The sequence below is a fragment of the Vibrio sp. Makdt genome (assembly GCF_027587015.1).
Classification (GTDB): Bacteria; Pseudomonadota; Gammaproteobacteria; order Enterobacterales; family Vibrionaceae; genus Vibrio; species Vibrio chagasii_B.
Map to the genome: position 1 here is coordinate 18,521 of NZ_JAPPTH010000017.1, position 14,886 is coordinate 33,406.

General features: G+C 43.8%; 14 protein-coding genes. 4 read left to right on the forward strand and 10 right to left on the reverse strand.

Annotation, left to right across the window (positions count from 1 at the left end; translation table 11 throughout):
• The first annotated feature begins 37 nt into the window (after positions 1 to 37).
• Complete coding sequence (locus OH460_RS18915) at positions 38 to 577, forward strand: DUF3332 domain-containing protein (protein WP_008216319.1); 540 nt, start codon at positions 38 to 40, stop codon at positions 575 to 577.
• Between the two features lie 70 nt (positions 578 to 647).
• Here OH460_RS18915 and OH460_RS18920 read toward each other — a convergent pair whose 3' ends face one another.
• Genes OH460_RS18920 through OH460_RS18935 form a run of 4 tightly spaced genes read right to left on the reverse strand, consistent with a single transcriptional unit; the run spans position 648 to position 4,563 of the window.
• The gene (locus OH460_RS18920; RefSeq protein ID WP_061032322.1) at positions 648 to 1,307 is read right to left on the reverse strand and encodes a potassium channel family protein; all 660 of its coding nucleotides are present in this window, start codon (positions 1,305 to 1,307) and stop codon (positions 648 to 650) included.
• Positions 1,308 to 2,408 (reverse strand): AI-2E family transporter, encoded by a 1,101-nt coding sequence (locus OH460_RS18925; RefSeq protein WP_239937128.1) that lies wholly within the window; start codon positions 2,406 to 2,408, stop codon positions 1,308 to 1,310.
• A gap of 24 nt (positions 2,409 to 2,432) precedes the next feature.
• Positions 2,433 to 3,452 carry a DUF2955 domain-containing protein gene (locus tag OH460_RS18930; protein ID WP_116871381.1) on the reverse strand — a complete coding sequence of 340 codons (1,020 nt, stop codon included), beginning with the start codon at positions 3,450 to 3,452 and terminating at the stop codon, positions 2,433 to 2,435.
• Positions 3,442 to 4,563 (reverse strand): HlyD family secretion protein, encoded by a 1,122-nt coding sequence (locus OH460_RS18935; RefSeq protein WP_269999146.1) that lies wholly within the window; start codon positions 4,561 to 4,563, stop codon positions 3,442 to 3,444. The genes OH460_RS18930 and OH460_RS18935 overlap by 11 nt, the downstream gene beginning before the upstream one ends.
• Positions 4,564 to 4,721: 158 nt before the next feature.
• Here OH460_RS18935 and OH460_RS18940 point away from each other — a divergent pair, with 158 nt between their 5' ends.
• Positions 4,722 to 5,717: a helix-turn-helix domain-containing protein gene (locus OH460_RS18940; RefSeq protein ID WP_105058336.1), complete on the forward strand. Its 996-nt coding sequence runs from the start codon at positions 4,722 to 4,724 to the stop codon at positions 5,715 to 5,717.
• Between the two features lie 82 nt (positions 5,718 to 5,799).
• Here OH460_RS18940 and OH460_RS18945 read toward each other — a convergent pair whose 3' ends face one another.
• Both OH460_RS18945 and OH460_RS18950 read right to left on the reverse strand, forming a co-directional pair.
• Positions 5,800 to 6,861, reverse strand: coding sequence for a sensor domain-containing diguanylate cyclase (locus OH460_RS18945; RefSeq protein ID WP_269999147.1), 1,062 nt, complete (start codon positions 6,859 to 6,861; stop codon positions 5,800 to 5,802).
• 118 nt (positions 6,862 to 6,979) lie between these two features.
• Entirely contained in the window at positions 6,980 to 7,984 is a 1,005-nt protein-coding gene (locus tag OH460_RS18950) for a Solitary outer membrane autotransporter beta-barrel domain (protein ID WP_269999148.1), read from the reverse strand.
• A 367-nt stretch (positions 7,985 to 8,351) separates the two neighbouring features.
• Between OH460_RS18950 and OH460_RS18955 the strand changes: the two genes are divergently transcribed.
• Positions 8,352 to 8,831 (forward strand): hypothetical protein, encoded by a 480-nt coding sequence (locus OH460_RS18955; protein WP_269999149.1) that lies wholly within the window; start codon positions 8,352 to 8,354, stop codon positions 8,829 to 8,831.
• 84 nt (positions 8,832 to 8,915) lie between these two features.
• Here the strand turns inward: OH460_RS18955 and OH460_RS18960 are convergent, their stop codons facing one another.
• The 3 genes from OH460_RS18960 to OH460_RS18970 form a co-directional block, all read right to left on the reverse strand.
• Positions 8,916 to 10,148 (reverse strand): carbohydrate porin, encoded by a 1,233-nt coding sequence (locus tag OH460_RS18960; RefSeq protein ID WP_443088689.1) that lies wholly within the window; start codon positions 10,146 to 10,148, stop codon positions 8,916 to 8,918.
• A gap of 285 nt (positions 10,149 to 10,433) precedes the next feature.
• Positions 10,434 to 11,546, reverse strand: coding sequence for a helix-turn-helix domain-containing protein (locus OH460_RS18965; protein ID WP_269999150.1), 1,113 nt, complete (start codon positions 11,544 to 11,546; stop codon positions 10,434 to 10,436).
• A 74-nt stretch (positions 11,547 to 11,620) separates the two neighbouring features.
• Complete coding sequence (locus tag OH460_RS18970) at positions 11,621 to 13,057, reverse strand: amidohydrolase family protein (RefSeq protein WP_269999151.1); 1,437 nt, start codon at positions 13,055 to 13,057, stop codon at positions 11,621 to 11,623.
• Between the two features lie 543 nt (positions 13,058 to 13,600).
• On the opposite strand from OH460_RS18970, the gene OH460_RS18975 reads away from it, so the two are divergent.
• The gene (locus tag OH460_RS18975) at positions 13,601 to 13,945 is read left to right on the forward strand and encodes a hypothetical protein (RefSeq protein ID WP_004738871.1); all 345 of its coding nucleotides are present in this window, start codon (positions 13,601 to 13,603) and stop codon (positions 13,943 to 13,945) included.
• A gap of 99 nt (positions 13,946 to 14,044) precedes the next feature.
• On the opposite strand, the gene thiE is transcribed toward OH460_RS18975, so the two are convergent.
• Positions 14,045 to 14,662 (reverse strand): thiamine phosphate synthase, encoded by a 618-nt coding sequence (gene thiE, locus OH460_RS18980; protein ID WP_105058341.1) that lies wholly within the window; start codon positions 14,660 to 14,662, stop codon positions 14,045 to 14,047.
• Positions 14,663 to 14,886 lie beyond the last annotated feature (224 nt).

Here is a 14,886-nt window from a genome sequence, read left to right on the forward strand (position 1 = left end):
CCAACGAAACAGACTTCTAACTTATACAGGTACTAAAATGAAAAAGATTGCACTTAAAATTGTAGGACTAACGGTTTTGGCTTCTGCGCTAACTGGTTGTATCGGCAGTAACGCCGTAACAGGGAAAGTGATGAAATTTAACGTTGAAGTTGTCGATAACCGCTATGCTCGTGCAGGTGTGAACTTCCTATTAGCGCCTGTGTACGGTATTACGACAGCAGCCGATTATGTGGTATTCAACTCTCTTGAATTCTGGACAGGCAAAAACCCTATCAGTGGCGCACCACACGTATTTGACACCAAAACAGACACTCACTTCAAGGTTAACGATGACCTGGACCCAAGCCTCAAAGAAGCGCCTGTAGGTCCAATCTCAAACAACCGCACGATTGAAACTGGTGAGATGATTAAGATCGATGAAAATACTATCCAAATGGACATCGTTTACAACAGTGGTGAGACCGCAACACTTACTGGTATCAAAGAGGGTCAAAACGTGACTTACTACATGGACGGCCAGCTAGTATCGCAAACCACTATTGCTGAATTAGAGAAAATACAAGCGACTGCATCATAAGGTTTGATCTCTGAGAAGCAGTAAAAAGCCCGGCATTGCTAAGCAATTACCGGGCTTTTTTATACACGCTCTAATCTGATTGGGACTGGGCCAGCCGAATACTGACTAAACTTGCCACCATAATAGCTAGGTAAAAACTACCAATTATCGATTCCATAAACACAAAAAATTGAGCGATCGGTAAAGCGGGTGAAATGTCTCCATACCCTACCGTTGTCAAAGTGATAAAGCTGAAATACATCGCATTAAACAAGTTCGTTAGCCAAATTTGTTCTTCTAAACCATTAAATGCGTTAGGGAAGATCTCTAAAATTAACAGATAGATAGTCGACCACGCGAAGCCCAACAGCAAATAAATACAAATGGAACCTATGATGTGATTGGGGGTGACGGTTTTCGCTTGTATTACCTGCTTTAAAGCCGAGTAAATATGTGAAAACAGAAATACCGCTAGCGCCGATAATGTCACTATCGACAAGTTGTAACCTTCTAAGAAGGAAAACACACCCGACACCGACGCTGTAATCAACAACAACCCATACCAGGAGCGATACAAAGAACGCTCTTTATGAATGCCGACAATCGAAACCGCTAAGGTAATGATGATCAAAAATAGAATCGTTTTTTGGCCTTGCGGATAAAACTGCTGCATCACCGCGCAACCAAAAAACAACACCAACAGTGCATAAAATAAGAAGTAGAAGTTGTCGTCTTTCGAGACTGCCTTCATCTATTTCTCCTCGGTCTCTGCTTGCTTTGCCTCAGCTTCTTGTTGGTTTTTATCTTCAAGCCCAAGCCACGCCATCATTAACTCGTAGGTCAAACTCAGAATCACGGCACCAACAAACAAACCGACGATTCCTGACATCGCCATTCCGCCAAGTGCACCCAATAAAATAACCAGCATTGGAATATGAGAACCGCGGCTCAGTAGTACAGGTTTCAAGATAGCGTCACTACCACTCACCAGAATACACCACACCAAGAACAAGCTAGCAGCCAACGTTGATTCAACGCTGAACATGTAGATAATTGCAGGTAACAGAGCCAGAATCGGTGGAAGTTGAATAATTGCAATTAACAATACCGCCAGCGCCCATAACGCGGCAGCAGGTACGCCCGCAATGACTAGACCAATTGCTGACATAATAGACTGAATGACAGCAACACCTATCACACCTTGAACTACGCTGCGTACCGTTGTCTTAGACAGTTGCACCAGTTCAACACCTTTGCCATCCGTTAAGCGAGCCACTAAGTGCGTTACACCCGTTTGACATTTGTCGGCATTACTCATAAATGCGCCAGCGATAATGGTCGAGATAATGAATTGAATAAAGCCACCGCCAAGAGAACCTAATATCGAAGCCGCTTTAGTAGCAAATACCTTAAGTTCTTCCGCATACTTAATAAACACCCCCTCAATATTTGAAGAGGCATGAACCAAGGCGGCATACACTTTTTCACCGATGAATGGGATCTCTTGTATGGACTCTTTTGGTTTCGGCAGAGACAAGGTTCCGTCCTGAAGCCCTGTCATTAAGTCGGATGCGCTGGTGTAGATGCCTGATGAAAGAGCGACTAAAGGAATCAACAGCAACAACACGCCAATAAAGCTCAATAATGCGCTGGCTTTACCTTTCGACATTCCGGTTTTATTTGAAATCGCCACCGCTACTGGATAAAGCGCAGTCGCAATAATCGCACCCCACACTACCAATAGAATGAATGGGCGTAGAATTGAAAAACACCAATAGACTAGCATCGCAATGGCAGCAATCTTTATTGCGGCATCAATCGCCTGTTTAGAAAAATCATCGGTTAACTTCATGGGACGTCCTTGTTAGGGCAAAAATTAAGTCTGGTTTTGTAAAAACTTCCAATTCCTAGTTTCAAGGAAGAGCGAAGCCAAAATCATATAAATTCCAATCAACACTAATTGGAATATGCGTATAAATGTGTTGCTGTCGATATCGCCTGAGCTCATCAATGTGCTCCCGACCAGCACTAATAAAGTACTGAATGCAGTCGCGAAAATCGGCGCTTTTTCTGGAACGGTATATATCTTGGTCGCCATAAGAATGGCGACCAAACCAATAAACAAAGAATAGAAGACAATATTAGGAACAATAGAAAGAATTGAGAAAGCCGCAATCGCTAACAAGCCCCCAATACCATTACTGATCACCAGAAACGCACTCAACTTTATCGATTTCTCTGACGTAATCATTAACGATAACAATGCAATAAACATCATTGTCAGTAACGCTTCAGAGATTTGAAAAATAAAGAAAAAACACACAACAGGGTAAGAGATAATCATCGCCCTAAAGGCCGCATACCAACGCTGCTTCTTATCAAGTGGCGCTGCCGCAAAACCGGAAAACTCTGACTTAGGTTCAGGGAAAAACACATGTACCAAAGCAAAGATCATGACTGAAACCACACCCGAGGTTGCCAAGCCTGATGCCAGTAGCACAGAAACACCTGGGTTATCAATCGCCATGAATGGAAGCATCAATACAGCAATTAATAAGACGGTAGCGAACAGATTCCATTTAGGGTCTACAAACAAGTAATAGCCCCACAGCATCATCAAACCCACCAATATCAACAGAGGGATGGGATAATGCGTAATACCGCGAGACAACAACAAACCTAACGCCATAGTGGTAACCACCGCCAACAAAAGCTCGTAAACGGTTTCTTTATGCAAATTAGGTTTGTCGATTAAAAACTTAGCGGTGAATACCGGTGCGACGAACGCAAGTGGCCAGTTGATCCATGCCGCCAAAAAGACAGCCAACGTGACCCCGACGGTATACCGCAGGATCCGTTGCTGTGTTTGTTGGTCGAGTACGGGCTTATCGGACATAAGACAATACGCTTATAATTCGAATCCAAACTTTACCTATTGCGTTGAAAACAAAGTTATCGCCGCTATAGACAATGACATCGGCCTGACCACCGACACGCAACATACCTTGCATCGCATCACGTTCAAACTCGATAGTAATTGGCAACATTTGAGTTTGACGCAACCAGCCTGTTTGTTGGCTCGCTTGAGCAAGCTTACCTGCCTGATCGTTTTGCCCCCAATCGACACCCCAATCGATACTGCTTACACGACCTTTCACGACTCGACCCGGAGCAAAATCCAGAGCCACTTCCACTTCATCACCAACCGTGACATTACCTAAGCTATTTTCTCGATAGTAAGCTTCGATCCAGATGTCTTCCGTCGACACAAACGTCATGATCGCCTGACCTGCGGAAGCATAGAAACCTTCGGATAGGCTGAAGTTAGACACACCGCCTTGCGTTGGCGCTTTGATAACAGTACGTTCAAGGTTCAACTGAGCTTGTTCAAGCGCCAATAATGCTGCTTTCACTTGGCTGTTTTCTTCACCCCGTTTACCCATTTGTTGCTTAGCACGTTCCAAATCCGCTTCAGCATTGGTCACGTTAGCTCGTGCTGTTGCCAAAGCCGCTCGAGCTTCGTCTGCATCCGATTTGGAAACCACACCTTTGTCTGCCATCTCCAAGATACGCTTGGCCTGCAGCTGAGTATTTTGTTTCTCAACCAAAGCAGAAGTGAGCTTAGCCTGTGCAGAAGCAATACTTGCGGTTTGAGCACCGACATTTTGCCCTGCAATTTCAAGATTCTGCTCTGCTTGCTGTACCGCAATTCGATAATCAGAGTCATCGAGAATGGCTAACGTGTCACCTTGATTAACCAGTTGATTGGGCTGAACCAAAATGTCCAACACTTTACCTGACACCTCAGGCTTAACAGGAACAATGTAACCTTTAACACGAGCATTATCGGTAATTGGAATAATTCGATCGGCAATGATGCTGAACAACAGTGTGAATGCGACGAAAGCGAGCAGATAATTGGTTACCTTTCTCACTTTATCTTTGCCCTGTTCCGGCTGAGCGCTTTCTTCTTTTACATCCTGCTTGTTCCCTTCGACTTCTGACATGGGACTCCCTTCTCAATAACTAAAATCAACAAAATTAATACCTTAAAAATAAACCTGACCATGGAAAACTCAAGTAATTAGGGTTAGATTTACTAAACAAAGTGTCGTAAATGATATGCACGTCCAATTATGTATCAATACACAAGGATTGATTGATCATGGCCAATAGCCCCTATCAAGTACCAGTAATACAAACCAGTTACGCCAAGATCTTAGTGCAAATATTCACGGACCATGGGCTAGATCTACACAAGCTACTCGAAGACTCGGGGCTGCCGCCGGACCTGATAGAGTCAGAAAGTGACTTTGTGCCATCAGAGTCGATCAAGCGATTGATTTATCTAACGTCATCACAATTGGGGGTATCCCGCTTTACGGATGTACTTGGTCTTGCTTTCAGACGAAGAATCATCCCATATGTCTTGCATCAATTTACCGAGTTCGAAACCATTGGCGACGCACTAAAACACATCAACACGATCTTCGCTTATGACTCACCAGGCAGCAGTGTCGATTTCGTCGTCGAACACGGGCAGAGCTGGTTTTGCCGAACATCGCGAGACGAGCCTTCATCTATGTTCCAATGGGGCGAAGTGTTTGCCATCACCTACATCATTGAGCTGATCACGATTTTATCTCAATCGCCTTGGCAACCTACCAAGTTACGTTTGCAAGGGCATGACACCGACATCGTCAAAACCTTGGTTCCGAGCAATTGCCAGTTGTTCATCGACCACAGTTCAACCGCCGTGATGATCCCAGATGAGATTCTACAACTGCCAATTCGCCTCACAGCTAAAGACTTAAGTAATAAGCCTGCTATCGTTGAATGGCACACCAGTTTTACCGACAGCGTTTATGAACTGCTCCAACCCTATATGAAAGAGCAAGACCTCTCGCTTGAAGAGGCGGCAGAGCTGCTTAATTTCTCAGTGAGAACCTTTCAACGTAAGCTTAAAAACGAAAACACGACCTATCGAAAAATTAAAGAGAACCTGATGTTTTCCGTAGCCTGTGAGCTGATGGAAGAGGGCCACACCCTGACCTACATCTCTAGCCAATTGGGTTACACCAACATTTCGCATTTCTCACGTGCTTTTAAGCGCGTTTCAGGACTGACGCCAAAAATTTATCAACGCTCAATCTCTGGCTAGAAACCTTCCTACCAGAATCTCTTCCCAGCCTGAAGATAGTTGCTCCAGAAAGGGAAGAGAATGGTGGTAACACTATATCCAGCTACCCTAAAACGATAGGTGTCGGGTAGCCTGAGCTAGAACTACATACTCGGTTTCGGCCATTACCTTTGGCACGGTAAAGCGCCCTATCTGCACTGCGATAAGTCGCTTCAGCTTGAGCCTGTATTTCAGACACCCCACTGCTCACAGTCAGGTTCAAGGTCGTTCCTTTGGTAATCACTTCTTTCAATCGATACATGGCTTCAAACGCATCGGCCAGGTTGGTCTCTGGCATTAGGATGGCAAACTCTTCACCACCCACTCGTGCCACAATGTCAGTCTCACGACTATTGTTTCTCAGTAGTTCTGCAACCTCTTTAAGTGCCGCGTCACCTTGGTCATGACCATGATTATCATTAATGGCTTTAAAATGATCTAAATCGATCAATGCCAAACAAGAATGTGTATAGCCGTAACGCTCCGCGAGATTTGCATAGTGGTTCAAATCTCTATCGAAACGGCGTCGGTTCCAACAACCAGTTAGTGAATCGGTTTCCACCAGCACTCTTAAGCGACGCTCTAAAACCTTTCGTTTGCTGATATCGGTAAACGTGACCACGTACTTTTCGTTATGTGGTAATAGTTCCGAGAGTTTTTCAACCACCACGTTAACCGTGAAATGCTCGCCAAGGCGGCTAACACCGCTCAACTCCCCTTTCCACCTTTGGTTTTGTTTAAGGGAAGTAGCGATGGTCGATACCAGACCGCTGTTATTCATAAAACAGAGATCAGAGATGGGACGAGCTTCGACCTGGTCAAACGCATAACCAGAGACTCGAGAAAACTGCTGATTAACCTGAATTATTCTCAATTGACTATCGAGGACAATAAAGCCAGCCACGCCATCAATGATCGCCTCAGACAGACTGTTCTGGCTTTGATTAACTTCGTGTCGATACAAGCGGGCTGTGCTCAATGTGCATAAGAGAAACAGCGCGCACACGGAAAAAACCATGGCTGCAGTGGAAGCAATGCTCAGCAACCACAAGCTAACTAACGTATTTAAGACAAGCACAGAGACAACGTAAAACGGTGCTCTGCGATCAAAACTTAACTTGTTCATAATGTGCTCGGGTGATGGACAGAGCGCTATGATGACTAAGTTTTACCAACAAGATTTACCATTTTACGACACATACGAATTCAAATTAGATGCTGAGCCGCGCACTCAACGACTTATGCTAGTTATTGAGCAAAAATAACAAGCTACCTCCACTCAATGAACTGCCGTAGTTAAAGTTGATCCCAACACCAAAGTTATCAAAGAAATAAGAGTCGTATGGCACATCAAAGACTAACCCTGCGCCAAATTCATAGTAATAGTGCGTATCAAGCGGATCAGTGAGATCCCCTGCTACATCGATTCTTCGAAAGTTGTAATGAATTTGAGGGTTCTTTAAAGACCAAGCATCTAATGCCACATTTTGCCTTAATTCAATTTCATTGATAAAGCGTAAACCTTCAGGGTTGCCGATATCGCCATCATTGGCTTCGCCCCAGCCAGTACCATAGAAATAACGTGCTCTTGATGAAACATTCCAACTTCCCCACTCTTGTTTCTGTAGGTATTTGAGTTTGACCGACGGCTCGCCAATCAATGCCCATGCAGAAGTATTCAACGCGTATCCATCGAACTGAGATTGAAAGGCTTGAGAGTAGCTGTTTTTATATTCGTATTTATTGCGGTAGTAGAGTAAATGAGTGCCCAAACCATACGCGATAGACCAATGTTGATTTAAATGGCTTTGAGCGCCGAAAAAGCCATACAGACCCAATACTGAGTCTTTATTGGGGTTAACTCTGCGGTCCGATGTAACTTCAGATGAAATCTCAATATCTTGCTCAGAGAGCGCATAAGACCCTCGTACCGACCAAATCAAATCTAAGTCAGGATCATCGGTTTTAACCACGGAAGAATAAGGAATAGAACCAACGCTAACTTGGCTCCGGGTGTCGATAGTTTTATCAGAACCAAAGCCATTGTCGTTTAGATTGATGAACGAGTTCGGGTCAAAATCGACAAAACCAATTGAAACGGCATCGCTGTCAGTAAGCGCAATAGAAACGGCGAAGATCTTCTCTAGCCGATGTTGAATCGCTTCGTTGGATGCATAGGCGGAACAAGAAATAAGGCCCGTTAAGAGTAAAGCAATAGAAGGGGGATATAGCGACTGGGGTGAAAGCATTAAGTTGACTCCATTCAAACTTATGCTTCAAGTGTAATTGGTAATTTCGCTATTTCAATCAGATAGTTAATTGTGTGCTTGATACCCCTCTCAGTTCTAATTGTAAGAGTGTTGCCAAATCTATTGATCCCCAAAGCTCTTCTACGTCTTGGATTCTAAAGTGAATAATCATATCTACCTCTGTGTAAATCGTAGGCTCATGTCGAGAACTCTCCGAGAACTCATATTGAATCATTCCCACTCGGGATACTTACCATAATGCGCCACGCACACTTTAAGAGCTGTTTCGCATCCTGAGCAGTAAACTTTTGAATAACCTGTATTTATCTCCTAAGTTTTTTATAACCCTTTACTCAGGAAGAAGTAGATGAGCAATATTGAAAAAGTATATGGATTTAATACGCCCCAACGACTCTTTGTCGGATACACCCTTGCGGTACTCGTCGATTTAACCGTTCTTAATTTTTTTGATGAATACTGGGACTTCGTCAATATCGAGTCATTCACCATCTCGTTTGCTGCCGCGATTTTGCTACAGCTGTTGCTCAAACTGTCTATTGGCTTAGAGCATAAACTGGCGGATTACTTTAAGTCGAAACCGGGCACTGCGCCTAAGATCTACAGAGGCTTGTCTAGCTATGTCATTCTGGTCGGTTCAAAGTTCGTGATGCTAGAAGCGATCAACATCCTATTTGGTGACAAAGTCGATTTCAGTGGTCCTTGGAATGGCGTGGTCGCCTTCTTTGCTGTGGTATTTACGATTCTGATTGCCGAAGTGATTGTGTCTAAAATTTACTTCGCACTCGATGACACACAGAAGGGTGAAAAAGCCCCAGCACTCGATTAGATAAGGTTTAATAGAACCGAAGACAAAAAAGTGAGCCACCATGGGCTCACTTTTTAGGTCTAAACAAGATAATAAGTAGCGGAATTAGATAAAGATTCTCGCACGAACACCAAACACCCAAGCGCTGCTTTCACTTGAAAACGCTGGATCTTTAATGTACTGAATGTCAGGCGTTACTTGGAAGTGGTCACCAAACTGCATGTTGTAGTAAATCTCAGCGGTCCATTGTTCTGTGCTGCCGCTTATTGCTTTCGCATCAGCTGCAAAAGAATCACCATTCACTTCTGCCCAGTTCAGTGCCACACCTAAGTTGTTGGTTGGCTTTCCTAATCCAAAGTAACCCATACCAACAGAAATCGATTTATCGTAAAGGGCTACATCCCCTTCAGAGAACCCACCGCGAACAAACGGCATCACTTGGTCACTCGTGAACTGACTCCACGAGAAATTAACGCCTGAGCCACCTTCCGCAGATAAGCTATTACTATGACGAGTATCATCACCAAAATCCCAGAAAGTCACATGGAAGTTATCGGTGTAGATCTGCTCTTGCGAAGCTGTCCAACCTAACTCCAGTGTGGTGAAGTAAGAAGCATCGCTACCAAAGGCGGTATCAAAGCCATCAAAAATGTCATCTGACTGACCATTTGCATCTGCGATACCACCAACGACATAAAAATTCTCGCCAAGCATATGACCCGCAGAAAGAGCAAGTACACCATCATCTGGCAGTCCCATTGCTCCTGAGCCTGTCGAGAATGCTAAGTTTGTAAAACCAGACCAAGGGCTTGCGAGAGCGTAGACATCGGCATAGTTCGTCACATCTTGCCAACCGACAACGATAGTGCCTTTACCGTCATTTATTTTTTGCTTCCAGTTCAAGTCTGTCACTCGAAAACCTTGGTCGCTGTATGCTGGACCAATCGCCCCGACGTAACCAAGAGGTCCAAATGAATAGTCTTTTGGCGCAGTATCGCCATAAGCATGCCTATGCTCGACCTTCCACACCAAGCTACCTGAGTTCGGTGTACCTTTGCCTAGCAGGTGCCATGAACCATAGAGTCGAGCGACACCTGATGAGGCATTAACGCTATCACCACCAGCACCATCCCCAGAGGTTAACCCTAAAGCAAAGTAGTCCGCGCCAAAGGTAAAACCATCCGCAGCAAGCTTTTCACGCCAATCCAGTTGCTGGTCTTTTTGTTGTGCGATGGTATTTTCTACCGAATCCGGGCTATCAAAATTCGCTGCCATAACAGGCGCTACTAACATAGAGCTCATAACGGCAAGGCCAATTGCGGATAGTTTTGTGTTCATTAATAATGCTCTCATTCATCTGATTCCTTTCGATGATTCTAATGATCTACACCTTAAAAAATTGCCATTTAGCGACACTTGCATCAATGTTTGCAAACAGCCCCGATATTGGTAAACAGAGCCAACGTAGTGGAATTAGAAAACCGTCGAAAAAGCCCAGCATGCGCTGACTTTTGGTCTTAAACACAAATGATTTACAAACTTGATATTCAATAACTTAGTAACGAATTGCACTTTATTCAACTCTATCGGATGAGCATTGGACAAACGGTGTGAGTGGCACGTTTATTTACGTATTTTATGTTTGGCTCGATACTTTGAAGGCGAGCAACCAAAAACACGTTTGAAAGAGCGAGTGAAGTGTGCGGCATCTGAATACCCAAAACGGTTGGCTATGTCTGTGATCGACTCTTTTGATTCAATAATGCGCTTGGACACCTGCTCAAACACCAGATCTTCAATGAATTGCTTGTAGACAATATTTTCTGCACTGAGTTTTCGTTGCAAGGTTCTGACGTTCATCCGCAATATTTCTGCTGCAATTTTGATAGGTAGCTTACCCATCGACAAATAGGGTTTAATGGCGAGCGTAAATAGTTCTCTGAAGCTCAGAGACTCAAGTTCTTGTGTTGTCAGTGGGTGAGTATACGCTTTGATCGGCGTTGAAATTCGAACTGGAGATAACAACACTGATTCTGGGATCTCGACAGCTGTAACAGGTCTTTCAATAAAGAACTGAGCGAACTCTAAAGACGGCAACTGACTGAACTCTTCGATATTCTGACTTTGAACACCAATTCTTGCTGGTTTCCACTCATCGTTACTCAAAGCTCTGAGCAACTCACTGATACACAACACCGAGAACATCTCAGCATATTTAAACCAGGTTTCATCTAACCCTGATTTCTCCCGAACCAGCCACCATGTGTTACCAGCATTTTCAAGGTGGATATTGACGCCTGTCGACTCTTTCTTGAGTACAGTACAAAACTGCTCTAGCGCCTCTTTCACTGTATTTCGCTGAGTAATTACCGATAGAAAACGAGGTATATAAGTTTCCTTACAGCTTCTTAAAAATAGCCAACCTAAAGTATCATCCGACACATGTTTGGATAAGACATCCATGAAGTTCTTAAGACTGGATTCCGGTAGATACTGATACTCAACGTCAGTGTGGATATCACTCGGTATGGTCGCAGAACGTAACAGCGCATAAGTTTTGCCGTCGATTTCTTTAAACATCGACGCGAAAAACTCAACGCTCTCGCGCGAAACGAGTGAAATGTCCTTATCTTGCTTCTTACTCATAAGTCGTTCTAATTCATGAAAACTATCTTGAGTGTTGGCAATTTGAATTACTTGGTCAAATTTATTCATACGCTTCGTTAACCAGCTCATAAACAAAAGTCCGGCTCATTAACCGAGTGGGTTAACTAACCGGACTTTCAACAAGTTAATCTAACATCTCGTTGTTAAAGCGTGTTCTTAAAAATCTTGCCGTCTTTCATGATTAGGTCCATTTCAGTAAGGTGAGAACCATCTTTCTTTGCATCGTTCGCTTCACCAAACCAAGTGTCACGACCACCAACTAAGGTAATGTCTTCCAATGGGTTACCATCGATAAGTAGGATATCCGCGTATGCACCTACTTCAATCACACCCAGTTTTGCGTCTGAGTATGGGTCAATCCAAGGTTGCATTAGCTCAGCCGAGATACGACCCGATGTAGACGTCATAGCACGTAGCGCCGAGAAGTTACCGAACATATCAGCGTTCAACCAAATCTCATGAGCAATCTGTTTAGCACAAGTATCCGCCACACCGACACAGTCTACGTTGAACGCACGACGATCAAACCCAGCATCTTCAGCTGCTTTCATCTCTTTTTGGTAGCTACCAAATGCCGCTTGTGCTGATGCTAGCTTCTTCTGAATCAAAGGATCTTGTACTACTGGAATAGTCGCTAAATCTGGCGAAAACGCAGTAAGGTTGGTGGCAATGAACGCCCCTTCTTTGTTGAACTTCTCTGCCATATCAGCCTTGAACATGAAGCCATGCTCCAAAGACTTAACACCTAGGTCAAGAGCTTGATGCATCGCTTGCTCTGAATAGACGTGAGTTGAAACATAAGAGCCGTACGATTCTGCAATCGCGACTGCTGCTTTCATTTCATCATCTAAGTAAGAGTTGTACTGCCATGGGTCAAATTTCGAAGATACGCCACCAGACTGAAATACCTTAGTAAATTGAGCCCCTTGGCGGTAATTGTATCGAGCTTGCTCTTTTATCTCATCAACACCGTTGGCGTTGCTCATGATATTGAGAATCTCTAAGTTTTGCGGCGAATCGGTTAGGCGGCGAGACTGCAAACCAACATCAGCATGCGATCCGACAGGCGCAATTGGGGCCCCTGCAGCATAAATACGAGGTACTTCTTTCAAACGACCATCACGCTCCATGTCAGTCCATGAGCCATCAGCACCGCCGACATCACGAATGGTACCGAAGCCCATATCTAGATACATTTCTGCGAACTCTTGACCGTGAATAGCGATCTCTGTCCAACGCATATCATCCGTACCTAATAAGCCTTTTGGAATGGTTAGGTGCATGTGTGCATCAATTAATGCTGGCATTAATGTACGGCCTTCACCATCAATCACTTTAGCGTTAGCTGGTATATTCGCGTCCCCTTTAGTGATCGCTGTGATCTTGTTATCGGTTACCACCACCGAGTGATTGTTATAAAGCTTATTTTCAGTTCCGTTGAAAACATTAACGTTCTTAAATACAACAACTTGAGGTGTTTCAGCTGCGATTGGTGCAGCTTGTTGAACGGGAGCAGGAGCGGCAAGTGAATACGCGGCTGTCATTGCTAAAGAAGCGGCAATCAGTGTTTTCTTGAACATAAAATACTCTCTTAGTTAGTCGTGGTGTTCTGAAATCTGACGCCATATTACCCACCAACTAAGATTCATAATTGCCATTTGGTGACACTCAATAGTGAAGTTAAAAGCCTGGCCCACTCAGATAGGGACAAGGATAAACAACTCAATACACTGATATTAAGTGATTTCTTGAAATTTAATCGTTACTCCTCCCTTCGTTTCACTACCTCATTTCCATTTTTATTGCTGATAAAGATCTTTATCGTCTGGACAAAACACCCTAGTTGATGTCCCAAAGTGACCTAACTACACTGCGATCCCAACGGGTTTGTCTTTTCAAACGAATTTAGACAGACCCAAATCGCTCTTTAACACAACTGACCTAACTTCAAATCTCCCACATGAGTGTTCTGCATCGCAGCCATTTATGACCGCTTCAAATAGATCACTTTTTGACTTTAATTCACCCCAGTTTATGAGTGCTCTTCGAGTGCTTTTTTATATCTAAATGAACCTTTTGGAAAATTTGTCGTGAACGTTTTAAGAAACATTTGCCCTGAGAAAATGGGTAAAGAGCGTAACAAACGAGAGTATGATTTACGCGTACTTAATTGTGTCAGTGAAAGTGAATATGAATCGCGTATGGCGGTTTGGAACAGCCTAACGATGGCTGCAACGCCGTCAGCTTCGGAAACAAAAGGCTTCATCGATGAGGCTTTCAACAAATTACAAAATGACTTAAAAGAGACAAGTCGTGAGTTATCCATTAACTACACCGACTTTATTGCGATGGCACATGAAGAAATCAATTACATCAAGATTTTCGTTGCCGATAAAACCTCGCAATACGGTTGGTACGCAGCCATCGCTCTGATGATCATCGGCACCATTGCTCTGTGTATTCAGTAAGTTAGGTTCTATCTTCAGCTGAAGATCCCTTGAGCGCTTTCATACGCGCTAACTAGAAAACAAATGACTCGCTTCATTTGTTTTCTAGCCACCACAAACTCACTCTCCCATCAGATTTAGCAAGTCTTGCGTCGCCTTTTTAGGATCTTCGGCGTGACAGATTGCAGATACTAACGCTAAGCCGTGAATACCCGTTTCAGTCAGCTGAGGGATGTTCGACTCGTTGATACCGCCAATCCCAACAATCGGAAGCTTGGTCGTTTCTAACGCCATTTGAATGCCTTCGTAACCCCAGTGTTTCTTAAGGTTTGTCTTGGTCGGTGTCGCAAACAGTGCACTAAGACCAATGTAATCAATCGGCAAGCTATCGGCTTCTTGTAGCTGCTGTTCAGTTTCAATTGATAACCCAAGAATCTTATCCGCACCAATCAGCTTGCGTGCTAACACGGCAGGCATATCCGATTGCCCCAAGTGCAAACCATCGGCATCAACGGCCAATGCCACATCGACTCGATCATTAATGATCAAGGGCACGCCCGTTCCAGCTAAAACCGATTTAACGGCTTCTGCACGCTCAATGAATGCTCTTACGTCCCCATGTTTTTCTCTAACTTGAACCATAGTGACGCCACCAGCAACCGCTTGCTCAACTACGAACTTAAGCGTTTCTAAATCTTGTTGGTCGTCAGTCACTAGATATAGTTTATAAGGGTTCATCGCATACCTTTGAAGTCGATTTCTAAAATTGATTTTCTGTCATTTTACCGACAAATCACATCCTATGCATGGGAGTTAGTACTTAAATCCATAAATTAGATGGGGCAATTCAAATACGCAACTCGTTGAAAGCATATCGAAAAATCTGAACTTTTTAACTAAAGCGTTACTTATTACACAAACTATTCACTTTGAGCATGCCCGATACACAGTTTTATGGAATA